The organism is Micromonospora sp. WMMD967 (assembly GCF_029626165.1).
Classification (GTDB): domain Bacteria; phylum Actinomycetota; class Actinomycetes; order Mycobacteriales; family Micromonosporaceae; genus Micromonospora; species Micromonospora taraxaci.
Window position 1 is genome coordinate 2,616,340 of sequence record NZ_JARUBK010000001.1, and the last position, 16,998, is coordinate 2,633,337.

Below are 16,998 nucleotides of genomic sequence, written 5' to 3' on the forward strand. Positions count from 1 at the left end.
TGCCTGAAGTGACAGCTATCAGTCTCGGTATGCCAGCCGTGCCGCCTCCGCCGCTCGCTCCCCGTCGGGCCAGCCGCCAGATCATGGTCGGTTCGGTCCCGGTCGGTGGCGGTGCGCCGGTGTCCGTGCAGTCGATGACCACGACCCTCACCTCCGACGTCAACGCGACCCTCCAGCAGATCGCTGAGCTGACCGCGTCCGGCTGCCAGATCGTCCGGGTGGCCGTGCCGTCCCAGGACGACGTCGAGGCGCTGCCCGCGATCGCCAAGAAGTCGCAGATCCCGGTGATCGCCGACATCCACTTCCAGCCCAAGTACGTCTTCGCCGCGATCGACGCCGGCTGCGCCGCGGTCCGGGTGAACCCGGGCAACATCCGCCAGTTCGACGACAAGGTCAAGGAGATCGCCCGCGCCGCCGGGGACGCGGGGGTGCCGATCCGGATCGGCGTCAACGCCGGTTCGCTGGACAAGCGGCTGCTGTCCAAGTACGGCAAGGCCACCGCCGAGGCGCTCGTCGAGTCGGCGCTGTGGGAGTGCTCGCTGTTCGAGGAGCACGGCTTCCGGGACATCAAGATCTCGGTCAAGCACAACGACCCGGTCGTGATGATCCGCGCGTACCGGCAGCTCGCCGAGCAGTGTGACTACCCGCTGCACCTCGGCGTCACCGAGGCCGGGCCGGCGTTCCAGGGCACCATCAAGTCGGCGGTCGCCTTCGGTGCGCTGTTGGCCGAGGGGATCGGCGACACCATCCGGGTGTCACTGTCCGCGCCGCCGGTCGAGGAGATCAAGGTCGGCAACCAGATCCTGGAATCCCTCGGTCTGCGCGAGCGGGGCCTGGAAATCGTCTCCTGCCCGTCCTGCGGGCGGGCCCAGGTCGACGTCTACAAGCTCGCCGAAGAGGTCACCGCCGGCCTGGAAGGGCTGCCGGTGCCGCTGCGGGTCGCCGTCATGGGCTGCGTCGTCAACGGTCCCGGCGAGGCCCGCGAGGCCGACCTCGGTGTCGCCTCCGGCAACGGCAAGGGCCAGATCTTCGTCAAGGGGCAGGTCGTCAAGACGGTGCCCGAGGCGCAGATCGTGGAGACGCTGATCGAGGAGGCGCTGCGGATCGCCGACGAGATGGGCGCCGAGCTTCCCGAGGAGCTGCGCGGGCTGGTCACCGGCCCGACGGTCACCGTGCACTGATTCTCCACCTGGAAAAGCGGCCGTTCCCCGTGCGGGGAACGGCCGCTGTCGTCGTACCCGATGCGGTCCTGCTGCCGTGCGCGGCGCGGGTCGCGCGTGCCGGCCCGCGTCGTGCGGGCGTCGGCGTTTGTCGCGCTGGCCGTGCGGGCGTTGACGTTCGGGGCCGGCGTTGGCGTGCGGGTGGACGGTGACGTGCGGGTCGGCGTCGATTCGGGTCGGTGTCGGCGTTCGGGTCGACGGTGACGTGCGGGTCGGTGTCGGCGTTCGGGCGTGCGGGTCACTCGGATTCGGCGAGGATCGCGTACAGCTTGCGGCGCGTCTCGTCGAGCACCTGCGCGGCCCGCTCGCGTTGGTCGTCGGTGCCGTTCATCATGACCTGGCGCAGGGCGTTCATCGCCTGCGCGCCGGAGTCGCGGATGTCGTGCCAACTGGTCACCGTGGTCTGGGCGACGTCCGCCCAGGCCGGGGTCTGCGCGGCCTCGGCGGCCTCCGCCTGCCCGGCCTCGGTGACCGTGAACCGTTTGCGCCCGCCGCCGGACTCCTCCGTGCTGGCGACGATCACGCCCTCGTCCTCCAGTAGCTGGAGGGTGGGGTAGATCGACCCGGGGCTCGGCCGCCACGCACCGCCGGTGCGGGAGTCGATTTCCTGGATCATCTCGTAGCCGTGCATCGGCCGCTCGGTGAGCAGAGCCAGCACAGCGGCCCGGACGTTGGGGCGTCGACCTCGACCTCTGCCGCGACCTCGGCCGCCCCAGGGGCCGCCGTGTCCGTGTTCCTGCCCGTGGCCGGGCGGCACCGGCGGGAAGCCGAAGCCTCGCATCCGCGCCTCGTGCAGGGGGTGGTTGTGTCGATGGAACCTCATCAGGTTCTCCCTCTCTTCGTACTGTCGCTGATGCATCAACGATATATCGGCAATGCATCGTCGACAACCCTCGGTCTTGCAAACCGTACGTACGTCTTGCTAGCGTCCGACCATGCGCCTGCTTCCCCCACCCGGCCCGGCCCGGATCCTCACCCTCGGAACCCTGGTCAAGACCGTCGGGCGTGGCCTCTGGCTCGTCGCGAGCGCCCTCTTCCTCACCCGATCGGTAGGCCTGTCGGCGACCCAGGTCGGCATCGGGTTGACCATCTCGGCGCTCGTCGGGGTCCTGGCCAGCGCGCCGAGTGGCTACCTGGCCGACCGCGTCGGCCCGCGCGGCGTACAGGTCGGCGCGCTGTTCGTCGCCGGCACCCTCACCGTCGGCCTGATCGCCGTCCGGTCCTTCCCCGCCTTCGTACTGGTGGGTGCCGCCACCGCACTCGCCGACGCGGTCGAACGCGGCGCCCGGGGCGCGTTGATCGCCGGAGCGATCCCGGCCGACCAGCGGGTCCGCACCCGCGCCTACCTGCGCGCCACCACCAACGTCGGAATCTCCGTCGGAGCGGTCCTCGGCGGCTTCGCCATCGCCGCCGACACCCGGACCGGGTACGTCGCACTGATCCTGACCACCGCAGCGGCGTCCCTCGCCGCCGCACTGGTCTTCCTCCGACTGCCCCGCATCGCCCCGGTCGCCGCCCCGACGCACGGCCCCCGACTGATCGCCCTACGGGACCGCCCGTTCCTGGCCTTCACCCTTGTCGACGGACTGATGTCCATGCACTTCAGCCTGCTCACCATCGCCCTGCCGCTGTGGATCGCCGGGCACACCAAGGCACCCATCTGGATGATCTCCGCGTTGACGTTGGTCAACACCGCGCTCGTGGTCCTCCTCCAGGTACGCGCCGCGGGCGCCGCCGCCACAGTGCCCGCAGCCGCCCGCGCCGCCCGCCGAGCCGGCGTCGCCATCGCCCTGGCCTGCGTACTCTTCGCCGCCAGCGGCGCGCTCCCCACCGCCGGCGCGGTGGGCCTGCTCGGCGTCGGGTCGCTCGCCCACGTGATCGGGGAACTGTGGCACTCCGCCGCCGGCTGGGCGATCTCCTTCGGGCTCGCGCCGACGAACGCCCAGGGGCAGTACCAGGGGGCCTACGGCATGGGCTACGAACTGGGCAAGATGCTCGCCCCCGTCGTGGTGACCACCCTCGCCCTCGGTTGGGGCGTACCAGGCTGGCTGGTGCTCGGTGCGCTGTTCCTCCTGCTCGGAGCCCTCGTACCACCCGTCGTCCGGTGGGCCGAGCGGACCCGTCCCACCAGCGAGCCGGCCGAGCCGGTGCCGGCCTTGTCACTCGACCGGCGGAGCAGGGGGTCGATCTGGCAGGCTGGTAGTCGTGCTGACGGTGCCGGTACGGCAACTGGGGGAATCGGAGCGCCGCGCGGTCGAGCGACTACTCGACCATGACCCGTTCGCGGGCGCGCAGGTCGCCGAGCGCATCGCCGCGCGCGGCCTCTCGTGGTGGCGGGCCGAAGGCAGAATTCTGGGGTACGGCGCACGCCGCAACCTGGAATCGCTGTGCTGGCTCGGCGGCAACCTGACGCCGGTGCTGGCGAGCGACGCCGCGGTGGCAGCATTCGCCGACCTGCTCGCCGGCGAGGAACGGCTGTGCTCCTCCATCGTCGGGCGGGCTGACGCCGTGCTCGGACTCTGGGACCGACTCTCCGACGCATGGGGGCCAGCGCGAGACGTCCGCCCCAACCAGCCACTGCTGGCCGCCGACACCCTGCCATCCGTACCCGCCGACCCGGAGGTACGCCAGGTCCGCCCCGGCGAGGTCGACCGACTCTTCCCGGCGGCGGTAGCCATGTACACCGAGGAGGTCGGCGTATCCCCGCTGGCCGAAGACGGCGGACGCAGCTACCGCAGGCGGGTCAACGACCTGGTCCGCTCCGGTCGCGCGTACGCCCGCTTCGTCGACGGCACTGTCGTCTTCAAGGCCGAGCTGGCCGTGGTGACCAAGCGGACCGCGCAGGTCCAGGGCGTCTGGGTGGCACCCGAGTGGCGGGGCCGCGGTATCGCCACCGCCGCCATGGCAGCAGTGGTCCGCGACGCGCTGCTGCGGGTCGCCCCCACTGTCAGTTTGTACGTCAACGACTTCAACCTCCCAGCCCGCCGGGTCTACGAACGCTGCGGCTTCCAACCGATCGGCACCCTCGCGACGGTCCTGTTCTGACCCGTTGGGTGCCTGGCCGTCCTTGGTGTTGGTAGGCGCTGCGGGTCGAGCTGGCCCGTGGCGGTGGGGCGGCTCGTTGTGTCGGTCGCCGGTTCGCCGTGCTCGTGGTGGTTGCCCGCTAGGGCGTGTGTCAAAGTCCTCGGTCGAGCCGAGGTGGAGTCCAGGCGGCGGTCCGGCAAGGCGGAGATGGGCTCGGATACCGGTGTTGTATCCGAGCCCATCTCCAACGCCGCCGGCCGTCGTCTGGGCCCGCCGCAGGCCGGCCAGGGGCTTTGACACACGCCCGAGTCGTGCCCGTGGCGGTGGGGCGGCTCGTCGTGTCGGTCGCCGGCTCGCTGTATCGGTGGCGGTTGCCGGCTAGTTGTGCCCGTGGCGGTAGGTCGGCTCGCCGTTCAGGTGGCTGTTCGTGGGTCTAGTTGCCCCCCTGTTGGCTCTCCCGACGTTCAGGTCGCGTGCATGCCCATAGATCTTGGACAGTTTCCGTTCGGCGAGAACGGAAACTGTCCAAGATCTCGGAGTTGATGTGCCGCCACCGCCACCGCCACCGCCTTCGCGCCGCGGTGGCGGTGCTCGGCGTTGGCGGTGCGCGGCGTTGGCGGTGCGTGGTGGTGGCGGTGCTCGCTGGTGCCGGTGCCACCGCCTTTGCGTGTTGGCGGTGTTCGGTGGTGGATATGCCGCTGGCCGGCACCCGGGTGTGGGTGCCGGCCAGCGGTCGGATGGTTTCGGTGTGGGTCAGCTGTTCCAGTGCTGGGTGACGAGGTCGGTGGCCTGCTGCTCCCACTGGGCGTACGCGTCGGGGTAGGCGGAGACCTGCACGGTCTGCGCGGCCTCGGTCAGCGGCATGTCCTGCCACCCGTCGACCTGCTTGAGGCCCTTGAGGAACGCGGTGGTCGAGTAGGCCGGGTCGGTGATCTGCTCCGGCGTGCCCCAACCCGAGGACGGCCGCTGCTGGAACAGGCCCAGCGAGTCGTGGTCGTTGGCGTCGCCGAGGTGGCCGAGGTTCTCCAGCTTCGACTCCTGCAGGCTCGTCGCGATCGAGATCACCGCGGCGCGCTCGGGCAGGCCGGCCTTCTTCGTGGCGGCGATGATCGCCTTCACGTTGCCGGTCTGCTCGTCGTTGAGGGTGATGTGCGACTGCTCGCCCTGCGGCTTCGGCGCCGTCTGCACCGCGGCGGCAACGGGCTTGGCGTCCACGGTCGCAGTAGCGGCGTGGGCGGCGATCGGACCGGCGAACACACCACCGGCGAACGCCAGACCAGCAACAGACAGCACACTCTTACGCATGATCGTGTTCATGGGGGAAGCTCCTTCGGGGGTAAAGACACCCGCCCAGATCGCGCGGGTGTGAGCACCTCGTCCGGCGCTGCAATAAGGGGGAAAGTCTTGAGGGGGATTCGGTGACCGACAGGCCGGGGGGCGTGTCGCACCGGGGTCGGCGGCCTGCGAGCGGAGGCTCGCGGCGCCGGGTCCGTGTGTAACGACCCGGGGGCCGGGGTCATTCCCGGGGTCGGCCCATCCGTTGGCACCCGGTGGAGCGGGGTGCCGGTCGGGCCAGGGTCCGTGTACAACGACCCGGAGGCCCAGGTCATTCCCGGGGTCGGCCCATCCGCTGACACCCGGTGAAGCAGGGTGCCGGTCGGGCGGGGTCCAGGTGTAACGACCCGGGGTCGGGGGTCATTCCCGGGGCGGACCATCGCGCCCGGCAGGGGCGTGGTCCTGCGATCGTCAGGGTGTGTAACGACCCCGACCCGGCCATGATTCCGGCCGACACGTGCCCCCGACCACACGCCAATACCACCCACACGGAACAAAACACACGTCAGACGCCGACCTCAGGTGCCAGACCACCCAGGCTGGCGGGCAGAACACCCCAGCCCGCGCATGATCCACTCGACTTCGCCGATGTCGCGGTATCCCTGGCGGTCTGATACCGCGACTGCACCGAAACGGAGTCGATCATCCCCATTCGGGAGGTTTGGGCTGTGTTGCGCCCTCACGCGGGGTGTCCTGGCCGTAGACACGCAGACCGGGTGCCAGGGCCGCCTGGGCCAGCCCGACCGCGCAGGCGGGGGTTTGGGCGCCCTTGCGCTTTCAGGGGGTCGTGCTTCGGGTGGCGTTGCGGCAGCGCCGTTCGGGTGGTGCTGCGCCATGCGGGGTTTGGGCGGTTTCGCGCCCTCGGGGTCGTGCGTCGGGTGGCGTTGCGCAATCGGGGTTTTGGCGGGGTCTTGCGGCAGCGAGGGTCGGGGGTTCGGTCGGCGCTGCGGGGATGGTCCCTGAGAAGCGGCGAGCGCGCCGGCCCTCTGGGCGGCATCGCCGGATGGCGTCATGGAGGTGCCAGGGGCGCGGCGCGTCGGATGAGGGAGACCGTCGATGACCTGCTCAGAGACCGAAAAATCGGTTGAGACGACGTGTCGACGCCGGCAGGCTGAAGTCTCCGCCACCCCACGTCCGGAGGACTTTCCATGCGCCTGCTCCGAGATCTGTGGGGCACCTCGACACGTCGCATGACGATGGTGGCCATCCTGATCGTGCTCGGCGCCGCCGGTCAGGCCGGCGCCTCGGCGTTGGCCGGCGCGGTGCTGGTGCACCGATCGGCCGGTTTCTTCGCCGTGTTGGCTGCGGCGCTGGTCGCCGTGGTCCTCAGCGACCTCGCGGTGAGCCTGCTGATGGCCGGCCTGACCGCGGACTGGTCCGCCGACGTGCGTCGCCGGCTCTGCCGGGTCGCACTCGGGCAGGACCTGCCGACCTTGGAGACCACCCCGGTGGGCGAGTTGCTCGACCGGATCGACGGGGACGTCTACCAGGTGGCGTCGGCGATCCGTAACCAGGGCACGCGGCTCGCCCAAGGCCTCTGCGTCGGTCTGTTGTCGATGGTCGTGGCGCTGGTCGTGTGGTGGCCGGCCGGGGTGGCGATGCTGCTGCTCACGGTGGTGCTCGCCGTCAGCCTGCGCCGGCCCACGGCCCGGATCGGCCCGGCCCGGATGGCCGAGGAGGAGGCGTGGTCCGACCTGGCGGCGGTCATGGAGGAGGCGGTGCACGGCCAGGACGACGTCCGGACCAGTCTGGCCCGGCCGTACGTGCTGCGGCTGTACGCACGGCGGGCCGCGGCCGTGCTGTCCCGGGGTCGCCTGGTCTGGGTGCTGTCCGCCAAGGTGGCGTCGGCCGCCACCGCGACGATCCGGGCCGGCATCGGCGTGGTGGTGCTCGGCGGGGCGTGGGCGCTGGCCACCGGCCGGGTCGACGCCGCACGCCTCACCGCCATCTGGCTGTTGGCGTTGGCCTTCGGGGCCACCGCGGAGCATGTCAGTCGGATGGTGCCGGAAATCCAGGAGGCTCTCGGCGCATGGGCCCGGGTGCAGTTGCTCCAGCGGGCTCGGCAGGAACCCGTCGGCGGCGCCAGCCCGACCGAGGGTGACCTGCGCATCGAGGACCTGACGTTCACGTACCAGGAGGGCGGTCGGGGGGCGGCGTTGCGCGGGCTCAGCCTGACCTTCGCGCGCGGTCGCTCGTACGCGCTGATCGGGCGGACCGGTTCGGGTAAGTCGACACTGGCGAAGGTGCTCACCAGAGCTGTCGACGTGCCACCGGGAACGGTCTTCCTCGGCGACACCGACCTGGGTGACCTCGACGTCGAGCAACTGCGCCGCTGGGTGGCGCTCGTGCCGCAGCGTACGGAGATCCTCGCCGGCACGCTCGCCGAGAACGTCGCGCTCTTCGACAGGGACCTGCTCGACGCCGCAGCCCGGGCGCTCGACGAGTTGGGCTTGGCGGGCTGGATCGCCGAGCTGCCGGACGGTTTGGCGACGCGGCTGGGGGAGGGCGGGCACGTGCTCTCCGCCGGTCAGGAGCAGCTGGTGGCGTTCGCCCGCATCCTGGTCCGTGACCCCCATGTGGTGATCCTCGACGAGGCCACCGCACGCCTCGACCCGGTGACCGAGGCGCGGGTGCAGCGGGCCACCGAGCGGCTGCTGCGCGACCGGATCGGGATCGTCATCGCGCACCGGCTCTCCTCGGTGCGCCGCTGCGACGAGGTGGTGGTGCTGGCCGACGGTGCGGTGGTGGAGGCCGGCCCGTTGGAGACGTCGACGCGCTTCGCCGAACTGCTGGCCACCAGTCACGCTGCCGCCTACGCGACGGCGGCAACGGCCGGCCGCCCCGGCGGCGGCACCGACCTGCTGGTCGGTCCCGATCCGGCCCGTGAGTGGCCGGCCGACCCGACGAGCGCGTGGATCGAGCCGGACAACCCGACCGTGCGGGCCGTGCCGGGCAAGACCGTGCCGGGCAGCACCGTGCCGGGCAAGACCGTGCCGGGCAGCACCGTGCCGGGCAAGACCGTGCCGGGCAGCACCGTGCCGGGCAAGACCGTGCCGGGCAGCACCGTGCCGGGCAAGACCGAGCCGGACAGCACCGCGCCGGACAAGTGGATCGAGCCCACGACCACGCGGGCTGAGCTGGCCGAGCCGACACCCGCGACGTCCGGGGTGACCCGCGCCGACCCGCCGCCACTGCCGCCCGTGCCGCCGGCCCGGACGTTGCGGGAGATCTTCCGGCTCTGCCTCAACGACCCCCGGTACGGGATGGCCGCGATCGGGCTGTTCCTCGGGCTCAGCCTGCTGGGGCTCGACGGGCCGGTGCTGCCCTGGCTCTGGGCCGATCTGGTCGACGGCACCGGCAGCCCGTACCTGCCGGCGTTCGGGATCGTGGCCGGGTTGCTGGTCACCATGCCGCTGCCGTACTACACCCACGTCTGGTTCCCGGGCTGGTGGGTGCGGCAGATGCTGCGGATCGGTCTGCGCCTGGTGCACGGTCAGACCGGGCCGCGCCGGGTCAGCTCGCACACCCCGGCGGAGGTCGTGGCGCAGGGCGGCGACACCGAGCGGGTGGTTCAGCTCGCCGACAACGTGCTGGACCAGGCGGTCGCGCTGGTCCTGGTCGTCGCCATGACCGCGGTCACCGGCAGTGTCGTGCCGGGGCTGTTCTTCCTCGGCACGATGGTCGTCTCCGGGCTGGCGGCGACGCTGTTCGGGCCGAAGCTCGAACGTGCCGCCCGGGCCACTGTGGCGGCGCGGGCGGCCTTCGCCACGGCGCTGGTCTCCGCGCTGTCCGCAGCGCGAACGGTGAAGCTCGCCGGTGCGACCACGGCGGTGCTCCGCCATTTGGCCAGCCTGGACGTGGTGCGCAGCGATCGGCAGCGGCGGGAGATCTCGGTGCAGGTGTGGGCTCGTTCCACGCCCTCGATGGCCAGCGGACTGTTGCCGATCGGCGCGTGGGCGCTCTACCTGGGCGGTGGACTCTCCGCCGGGGCGGTGCTGGTGGCCGTCTCCACGCTGGGCGCGGCCCGCTGGTTCGCCTGGACCACCGCGTCGTTGATCTCGCAGCTGCCGTCGGCGCGGGTCTGGACCCGGCGCACGGCGGCGATGACCGGAGTGAGCGCGTACTCCGCGGGGGTTCCGGCAGTCGACCTGGCCGCCGGGACGGCGCCGGCGCCGACGCCGCCACCCCGGCATCCGCTGCGCCGCCTGGAGCTGCGCGACTTCGGGGTGGTGCACTCCGACGGTACGGTGGCCGTCCGGAACGTCGACCTGACCGTGCAGCGGGGGCAGTTGGTGCTGGTGGTCGGGCCGGTCGGGTCGGGCAAGTCCTCGTTGCTGCGGGCGCTGGCCGGGATCGTCCACCACACCGGTGAGTTGGCCTGGAACGGTGACCCGGTCACCGAGCCGGAGTTGTTCCTGCGCCCCAACCAGGTCGGCTACGTCGGCCAGTTGCCCCGGGTGCTCTCCGGCACGGTCGCCGAGAACATCGCGCTCGGGCACCAGGTCGACGCGGCCGGCGCGGTCAGCACCGCCCAGCTCGACCATGACCTGGTCGCAGCCGGCGGTGGGCTCGGTCTGCTCATCGGGCACAAGGGCACCCGGCTCTCCGGGGGGCAGTTGCAGCGGTTGGCGTTGGCCCGCGCGCTGGCACCGCGTACCGAACTGTTGGTCGCGGACGACGTGTCGTCGGCGCTGGACGTCACCACGGAGCTGGCGCTGTGGCAGGCGTTGCGCGATCACGGGGTGACAGTGGTCGGCTCGACCGCGAAGCGGGCGGCGCTGGTCCGGGCCGACCACGTGGTGGTGCTGCTCGGCGGCGCGGTCGCCGCCCAGGGCACCTGGCAGGAGCTGGAGGGCGACTGGTCGCACCTGGCCGGCTGACGGTCGGGCGGTTGCCGGGGTACGGCAGCCGCCCGACCACGTCAGGTGTCAGTAGGCGCGGGCGTACTGGTCAGGCCCGCTGTACGTGACGCCGAGCTTCGCGGCGGCCCGGCGCGGCCAGTACGGGTCGCGCAGCAGCTCCCGCCCGAGCAGCACCAGGTCGGCTTCGCCGCCGGCGACGATCTGCTCGGCGTGCTCGGGCTCGACGATCAGGCCCACCGCGCCGGTCGGCACGCCGGCCTCGCGGCGGATCTGGGCGGCCAGCGGCACCTGGTAGCCGGGACCGAGGGGGATGCGCTGCTCGACGCTGACGCCCCCGGACGACGCGTCGACCAGGTCGACGCCGACGCTGGCCAACTCGCCGGCCAGCACCACGCTGTCCTCGATCGTCCAGCCGCCCTCGACCCAGTCGGTGGCGGAGATCCGGGTCAGCACCGGCACGTCCTCACCGACCGCGGCGCGTACCGCGCGGGCCACCTCAAGGGTGAGCCGCATGCGGGCGGTCCGGTCGCCGCCGTACGAGTCGGTGCGGTGGTTGGTCAGCGGCGACAGGAACTCGTTGAGCAGGTAGCCGTGCGCGGCGTGGATCTCCACGGCGGTGAAGCCGGCGTCCAGCGACCGCTCGGCGGCGGTCGCGAACGCCTCGACCACACCGGCGATGCCGGCCTCGTCGAGGCTGGTCGGCGTCCGGTAGCCGGCGGTGAACGCCTCGGGGCCGGGCGCGACGGGCGTCCATCCGCCCTCGGCGTCCGGCACTCCGCCGCGTTCCGGTGCCCACGGCCGGTACGTGGAGGCCTTGAACCCGGCGTGCGCGAGCTGCACGGCCGGCACCGCGCCGTGGGCGGCGACGAACGCGGTCACCGGTCGCCAGGCGTCGACGTGGGCCCCGGACCACAGCCCGGTGTCCTGAGGGCTGATCCGGCCCTCGGGGAGTACGGCCGTCGCCTCGGTCATCACCAGGCCGGCGCCGCCGACCGCGCGACTGCCGAGGTGGGTGAGGTGCCAGTCGGTGGGCAGACCGTCGGGGCCGGACGAGTACTGGCACATCGGGGCCATGGCGATCCGGTTGGGCAGTGTGACGCCGCGCAGGGCCAGGGGGGTGAACAGGGAGCTCATGGGGGACATCCTCTCGAAACGGCAAAGGCGACGGGCCCCCGGGGAGAGGGGCCCGTCGCCGTACCGGGTGACGTGGTCAGGCAGGAACAGGGGTCAGGTCGGGCCGGGTCTCCGCGGCCGGCTCCGGCTCGGTCAGGTCGCGTCGACCGGCGGACTCGTACGCTGCCCGGTCGAGGGTGCCCTCGCGGGCGGCGACGACGGTCGGCACCAGAGCCTGCCCGGCCACGTTGGTGGCGGTGCGGATCATGTCCAGGATCGGATCGATGGCCAGCAGCAGGCCGGCGCCGGCGAGCGGCAGGCCCAGCGTGCTGAGGGTCAGGGTCAGCATCACGATCGCGCCGGTCAGGCCGGCGGTGGCTGCCGAGCCGACCACCGAGACGAAGGCGATCAGCAGGTAGTCGGTCAGGCCGAGTTGCACGCCGAACACCTGGGCCACGAAGATCGCGGCGAGCGCCGGGTAGATGGCGGCGCAACCGTCCATCTTCGTGGTCGCGCCGAACGGCACCGCGAACGAGGCGTACTCGCGGGGCACGCCGAGCCGCTCGACGGAACGCTGGGTCACCGGCATGGTGCCGACCGAGGAACGGGACACGAACGCCAGCTCGATGGCCGGCCAGGCGCCGGCGAAGAAGCGCAGCGGGTTGAGCCGGCCGGCGAGGATCAGCACCAGCGGGTAGACCACGAACAGCACGATGGCGCAGCCGACGTAGACGGCGGTGGTGAACTTGGCGAGGGGGGCCAGCAGGTCCCAGCCGTACGAGGCGACGGCGTTGCCGATCAGGCCGAGGGTGCCGATCGGGGCGAGGCGGATGACCCACCAGAGCGCCTTCTGGACGATCTCCAGCAGGGAGCGGTTCAACGCGACGAACGGCTCGGCGGCTTCGCCGACCAGCAGGGCGGCGGCGCCGACGACGACGGCGAGGAAGACGATCTGGAGGACGTTGCCCTCGACGAACGCGCCGATCGGGTTGGTGGGCACGATGCCGGTGAGGAAGTCGGTCCACGAGCCGGTCTTCTTCGGTGCGGCAGCGCCACCCAGGTCGAGGCTCACGCCCCGGCCGGGGTTGGTGAGCAGGCCGAGCCCGATGCCGATGCTCACCGCGATCAGGGCGGTGATGCCGAACCACATCAGCGTCTTGAGGGCGAGCCGGGCGGCGTTGGCGACACCGCGCAGGCTGACCACGCTGACCACGATGGCGGTGAAGACCAACGGCGGCACGGCCAGCTTGAGGAGCTGGACGAAGAGACTGCCGACGGTGTGCAGGGTGCTGGTCAGCCAGCTCAGGTCGTTGGTGCGGGCCAGGAAGCCCAGCGCGACGCCGAGCACGAGGCCGAGCAGGATCTGCACCGAGAAGGGAATCTTGCGCAGGCTGAAGGGCATGTTCTATCCATTTGTCCGGTCTGATTCAGGGCAGGCGTGAAAGCGCGGCTAGCCCGGACAGATGCCACTGGCCTGTAGTCGGAGATCGACATACAGGCGGACAGTGAGGCCCCAGACATTGGTCATCGTTCGCCGACGCTACGCCGATTTCCGCCCGTCGGAAGGAGTGGTCGGCGTGAGGCTCCTTACAGCGGTTGAACTTTCCGCTGCCAGGGCCAGTGCGGTGGCGGTGGCCACACCCCACAACACGGCGAGTCCGAGGATCAGCCGCTCCAGCACACCCACGAACGTGCCCCGACCGAGGACGAGCATCGCCAGCCCCACCGCGGCGCAGAGCGGCAGGGCCAGCGCGGCGGCCGGGCCGGCCAGTCGGCGTACCGCCGGGCCCGCCGGCCCGGACACCGCGAGCGTGACCATGGCGAAGACCACCGCCGCGGTCGCCGCGATGCTCGCGCCGCCGTGCACCAGATCCGCCACCGTCGCACGCTCGAACGGCGGCAACGGGCAGCCGGCGGAGCAGGTCACCGCCCCGGACACGGCGGTGAAGACCGCGCCGGTGGCGAGCAGCGCCGGCGCCGCCCAGACCCCGGGGGGCAGCGCCGCACCGATCAGCAGCAGCGCGGCGGCAAGAGCGAGGATCCCGATCCGGTACGTCAGGGCGTGCGCGCTGCCGGCGATGCCCGCCTCGCTGACGTACCCGGTGAACCCGGGACCGGGCCCGGCGACCACGGCGACCGCCACCGCCGCCGCACCGGCCACCGCGCACCCTGCGGCGGCGGACCCGGCGACCCGGCGGGCGACGTCGGCACGGACCTTCGCCGCGGTCGTGGTGCCGGGTCGACCCGGCTCAACCACGCCCGTGCGGCGTGCCCCAGCCGGACTCGTCCGGCCCGAGCGGCACGATCCCGGTCGGGTTGATCTCCCGATGGGTGGCGTAGTAGTGCCGCTTGATGTGATCGAAGTCGACCGTCTCGCCGAAGCCCGGGGTCTGGAACAGGTCCCGGGCGTACGCCCACAGCACCGGCATCTCGGTCAGCTTGCTGCGGTTGCACTTGAAGTGCCCGTGGTACGCGGCGTCGAAGCGGACCAGCGTGGTGAACAGCCGCACGTCGGCCTCGGTGATCGCGTCGCCCATCAGGTAACGCTGCCCGGCGAGGCGTTCGGAGAGGACGTCCAGTCGGGCGAAGAGAGCCCGGAACGCCTCGTCGTACGCCTCCTGGGAGGTGGCGAACCCGCACCGGTAGACGCCGTTGTTGACGTCGGTGTGGATCTCGGCCATCAGCGCGTCCATCTCGGGACGCATCTCGACCGGGTACAGGTCCGGTGCGTTTGGCGCGTGCAGCGACCGCCACTCCGTGGAGAAGTCGAGGGTGAGCTGCGGATAGTCGTTGGTGACCACCCGGCCGGTCAGAGTGTCCACCAGCGCCGGCACCGTCACCCGGCCGGTGTAGTCCGGGTCGGTGGCCAGGTACGCCTCGGACAGGAAGCTCACGCCGAGGACCGGGTCGAAGCCGTCCGGGTCCAGGGCGAACGCCCAACCCCGCTCGTCCCGGATCGGGTCGACGGTGCCCAGCGAGATCGCGTCGTCCAGCCCGAGCAGGCCACGCACGATTCTCGCCCGGTGCGCCCACGGGCAGGCCCGACACCAGATCAACCGGTACCGGCCGGCCTCCAGCGGCCAGCGGTCCTGCTCGTCCGGGCCGCCGCCCGGCGGCGATGTCGAGTCGGCGGTGACCCGCCCGGTGAACCGGTTGGGTTGACGCACGAACGCGCCGCCGCCGCTGGTCTCTGCGCTGAACTGGGCCCGGGCCATGCCGTCAACCTATCCGCTGGCGGCGCGGATATCCTGGCGGCCGGTAGCCCCCGCGACCCGGTGGGCGTGCCCCCACCCCCGCCGTCTGCACCCCCGAAGGACACGCGATGACAGTGGCATACCTGGTGGCCGGTGTTCGTACCCCGATCGGCCGGTACGCCGGCGCGCTGGCCGGCGTCCGCCCCGACGACCTGGCCGCGCACGTGATCCGCGAACTGGTCGCCCGGCACCCCTCGGTGGACTGGGCCCGGGTGGACGACGTCGTGCTCGGCTGCGCCAACCAGGCCGGAGAGGACAACCGCAACGTCGCCCGGATGGCGGCGCTGCTGGCCGGCCTGCCCGAGGAGGTGCCGGGCAGCACCGTCAACCGGCTCTGCGGCTCCGGCCTGGACGCCCTCGCCACCGCCGCCCGGTCCATCGTCGCCGGCGACGCCGAGCTGGTGATCGCCGGCGGGGTGGAGAGCATGAGCCGTGCGCCGTTCGTCATGCCGAAGGCGACGTCGGCGTACTCCCGGTCGGCGGAGGTGTATGACACCACACTGGGCTGGCGGTTCGTGAACCCGCTCATGCGCGACGGGTGGGGCGTCGACTCGATGCCGGAGACGGCGGAGAACGTTGCCGCCGAGTACGGCGTCAGCCGGGCCGAGCAGGACGCCTTCGCGTACCGCTCGCAGCAGCGCGCCGCCAAGGCGCAGGCCGACGGCCGGTTCGCCGAGGAGATCGTGGCGGTGTCGGTCCCCGCCGGCCGTCGGGAGACCCGGCTGGTCGATGTCGACGAGCACCCCCGCGAGACCTCGCTGGACAAGCTCGCGACGCTGCCGACCCCGTTCCGCGACGGCGGCACGGTGACCGCCGGCAACTCGTCGGGTGTCAACGACGGAGCTGTCGCCCTGCTGGTCGCCAGCGAGGCGGCGGTGCGACGGTACGGCCTGACGCCGCTGGCCCGGGTCAGCGGCGCGGCGGCGGCCGGCGTACCGCCCCGCATCATGGGCATCGGCCCGGTGCCGGCGACCCGCAAGCTGCTCGACCGGGTCGGCGTCGAGCTGGGCGCGGTGGACGTGGTGGAGCTGAACGAGGCGTTCGCCGCGCAGTCCGTGGCGGTGCTGCGGGAGCTGGGGCTGCCCGTGGACGCCGAACACGTCAACCCGAACGGCGGCGCGATCGCACTGGGGCACCCGCTCGGTGCCAGCGGCGCGCGTCTGGCGCTGACCGCCGCCCTGGAGTTGCGTCGTCGCGGCGGTCGCAGGGCTCTGGCCACCATGTGCATCGGCGTCGGTCAAGGCATCTCGCTGTTGCTGGAGTCAGCCGCCTAGAGTGGTCCACACCACACGACCCGCGGGTCCGCCGGTGGTCGCGCACGTCCGTCGACGCCGGTGGTGTCCCGCGCCGCGGCGACGAACTGGGGAGCACACCGATGCCCGACGGACTGCCGACCGAGATCGATCTGACCAGGCCGAGTGCGGCCCGGGTGTACGACTACTTCCTTGGCGGGGCGCACAACTTCGAGATCGACCGGCAGTTGGCCGAACAGATCGCGAGCATGACCCCCAACCTCGCCGCCACCATGCGGTCCGGCCGTGAGTTCCTGCGCCGGGCCGTCCGGGTGCTGCTCGACGCCGGCATCGACCAGTTCCTCGACATCGGCTCCGGAATTCCCACCGTCGGCAACGTGCACGAGGTGGCCCAGGGGGTCAACCCCAAGGCCCGGGTGGTGTACGTCGACATCGACCCGGTCGCGGTCGCCCACAGCCGGGAGTTGCTCGCGGGCAACGAGCTGACCGGGGTCATCCACGCCGACCTGCGCGAGCCGGAGCGCATCCTCGCCGAGACCCGGCGGCTCGGGTTGATCGACTTCAGTCGACCGATGGGGATCCTGCTGGCCGGGGTGGTGCACTTCATCCCCGACGGCGACGGGCCCGAGGAGATCCTGACCGCCCTGCGGGCCGCCGCCGCACCGGGCAGCTTCCTGGTCCTCTCGCACTCCACGTTCGAGGACCAGCCACAGGAGATGCTGGACGCCCAGCGACTCTCCGCCCGAACGGACACCGAGATCACCCTGCGCTCCCGTGCCCAGGTGACCGGCTTCTTCGGCGACTGGACCGTCCTGGAGCCGGGCGTGGTGCACATGCCGCTCTGGCGTCCCGACTCACCGTCCGACGTGGACGAGCATCCGGAGCGGTTCGGCGCCTTCGGCGGCGTCGCCCGGTACGACCAGCCCGCCGGCTGATC

At 72.0% G+C, this 16,998-nt stretch carries 12 protein-coding genes; 6 read left to right on the forward strand and 6 right to left on the reverse strand.

Translation table 11 applies throughout. The features are described 5' to 3' along the window. Positions 1–8: 8 nt before the first annotated feature. On the forward strand, positions 9–1,181 hold the full coding sequence (gene ispG, locus O7631_RS12330; RefSeq protein WP_130408231.1) for a flavodoxin-dependent (E)-4-hydroxy-3-methylbut-2-enyl-diphosphate synthase: 1,173 nt from the start codon (positions 9–11) through the stop codon (positions 1,179–1,181). A gap of 277 nt (positions 1,182–1,458) precedes the next feature. On the opposite strand, the gene O7631_RS12335 is transcribed toward ispG, so the two are convergent. Then, positions 1,459–2,043: a PadR family transcriptional regulator gene (locus tag O7631_RS12335; protein ID WP_278144356.1), complete on the reverse strand. Its 585-nt coding sequence runs from the start codon at positions 2,041–2,043 to the stop codon at positions 1,459–1,461. A 112-nt stretch (positions 2,044–2,155) separates the two neighbouring features. On the opposite strand from O7631_RS12335, the gene O7631_RS12340 reads away from it, so the two are divergent. Then, positions 2,156–3,496, forward strand: a complete 1,341-nt coding sequence (locus O7631_RS12340) for an MFS transporter (RefSeq protein ID WP_278144357.1) — start codon at positions 2,156–2,158, stop codon at positions 3,494–3,496. Continuing rightward, on the forward strand, positions 3,426–4,265 hold the full coding sequence (locus O7631_RS12345) for a DUF4081 domain-containing GNAT family N-acetyltransferase (RefSeq protein WP_269680605.1): 840 nt from the start codon (positions 3,426–3,428) through the stop codon (positions 4,263–4,265). The genes O7631_RS12340 and O7631_RS12345 overlap by 71 nt, the downstream gene beginning before the upstream one ends. A 732-nt stretch (positions 4,266–4,997) precedes the next feature. Here the strand turns inward: O7631_RS12345 and O7631_RS12350 are convergent. Beyond that, complete coding sequence (locus O7631_RS12350; RefSeq protein WP_278144358.1) at positions 4,998–5,561, reverse strand: hypothetical protein; 564 nt, start codon at positions 5,559–5,561, stop codon at positions 4,998–5,000. Positions 5,562–6,727: 1,166 nt separating this feature from the next. Between O7631_RS12350 and O7631_RS12355 the strand changes: the two genes are divergently transcribed. Then, the gene (locus tag O7631_RS12355) at positions 6,728–10,459 is read left to right on the forward strand and encodes an ABC transporter ATP-binding protein (RefSeq protein ID WP_278144359.1); all 3,732 of its coding nucleotides are present in this window, start codon (positions 6,728–6,730) and stop codon (positions 10,457–10,459) included. Positions 10,460–10,507: 48 nt separating this feature from the next. Here the strand turns inward: O7631_RS12355 and O7631_RS12360 are convergent, their stop codons facing one another. The 4 genes from O7631_RS12360 to O7631_RS12375 form a co-directional block, all read right to left on the reverse strand. Then, a complete protein-coding gene (locus O7631_RS12360) occupies positions 10,508–11,575 on the reverse strand; it encodes an NADH:flavin oxidoreductase/NADH oxidase (RefSeq protein WP_278144360.1) in 1,068 nt (355 codons plus the stop codon). Between the two features lie 76 nt (positions 11,576–11,651). Then, the gene (locus O7631_RS12365) at positions 11,652–12,944 is read right to left on the reverse strand and encodes a dicarboxylate/amino acid:cation symporter (protein ID WP_278147916.1); all 1,293 of its coding nucleotides are present in this window, start codon (positions 12,942–12,944) and stop codon (positions 11,652–11,654) included. Between the two features lie 150 nt (positions 12,945–13,094). After that, positions 13,095–13,811, reverse strand: a complete 717-nt coding sequence (locus O7631_RS12370; protein ID WP_278144361.1) for a DUF998 domain-containing protein — start codon at positions 13,809–13,811, stop codon at positions 13,095–13,097. Continuing rightward, complete coding sequence (locus O7631_RS12375) at positions 13,804–14,769, reverse strand: glutathione S-transferase C-terminal domain-containing protein (protein WP_278144362.1); 966 nt, start codon at positions 14,767–14,769, stop codon at positions 13,804–13,806. The genes O7631_RS12370 and O7631_RS12375 overlap by 8 nt, the downstream gene beginning before the upstream one ends. 107 nt (positions 14,770–14,876) lie before the next feature. Between O7631_RS12375 and pcaF the strand changes: the two genes are divergently transcribed. Further along, positions 14,877–16,082 (forward strand): 3-oxoadipyl-CoA thiolase, encoded by a 1,206-nt coding sequence (gene pcaF, locus O7631_RS12380; RefSeq protein ID WP_278144363.1) that lies wholly within the window; start codon positions 14,877–14,879, stop codon positions 16,080–16,082. A 101-nt stretch (positions 16,083–16,183) separates the two neighbouring features. Further along, on the forward strand, positions 16,184–16,996 hold the full coding sequence (locus tag O7631_RS12385; protein WP_278144364.1) for an SAM-dependent methyltransferase: 813 nt from the start codon (positions 16,184–16,186) through the stop codon (positions 16,994–16,996). The last annotated feature ends 2 nt before the right edge of the window (positions 16,997–16,998 follow it).

What these genes read in the sequence shown, in the direction of transcription:
- O7631_RS12335 (WP_278144356.1), bottom strand. Translation starts at nt 2,043, where the DNA reads ATGAGGTTCCATCGACACAACCACCCCCTGCACGAGGCGCGGATGCGA.
- O7631_RS12340 (WP_278144357.1), top strand. Translation starts at nt 2,156, where the DNA reads ATGCGCCTGCTTCCCCCACCCGGCCCGGCCCGGATCCTCACCCTCGGA.
- O7631_RS12350 (WP_278144358.1), bottom strand. Translation starts at nt 5,561, where the DNA reads ATGAACACGATCATGCGTAAGAGTGTGCTGTCTGTTGCTGGTCTGGCG.
- O7631_RS12355 (WP_278144359.1), top strand. Translation starts at nt 6,728, where the DNA reads ATGCGCCTGCTCCGAGATCTGTGGGGCACCTCGACACGTCGCATGACG.
- O7631_RS12360 (WP_278144360.1), bottom strand. Translation starts at nt 11,575, where the DNA reads ATGAGCTCCCTGTTCACCCCCCTGGCCCTGCGCGGCGTCACACTGCCC.
- O7631_RS12375 (WP_278144362.1), bottom strand. Translation starts at nt 14,769, where the DNA reads ATGGCCCGGGCCCAGTTCAGCGCAGAGACCAGCGGCGGCGGCGCGTTC.
- pcaF (WP_278144363.1), top strand. Translation starts at nt 14,877, where the DNA reads ATGACAGTGGCATACCTGGTGGCCGGTGTTCGTACCCCGATCGGCCGG.
- O7631_RS12385 (WP_278144364.1), top strand. Translation starts at nt 16,184, where the DNA reads ATGCCCGACGGACTGCCGACCGAGATCGATCTGACCAGGCCGAGTGCG.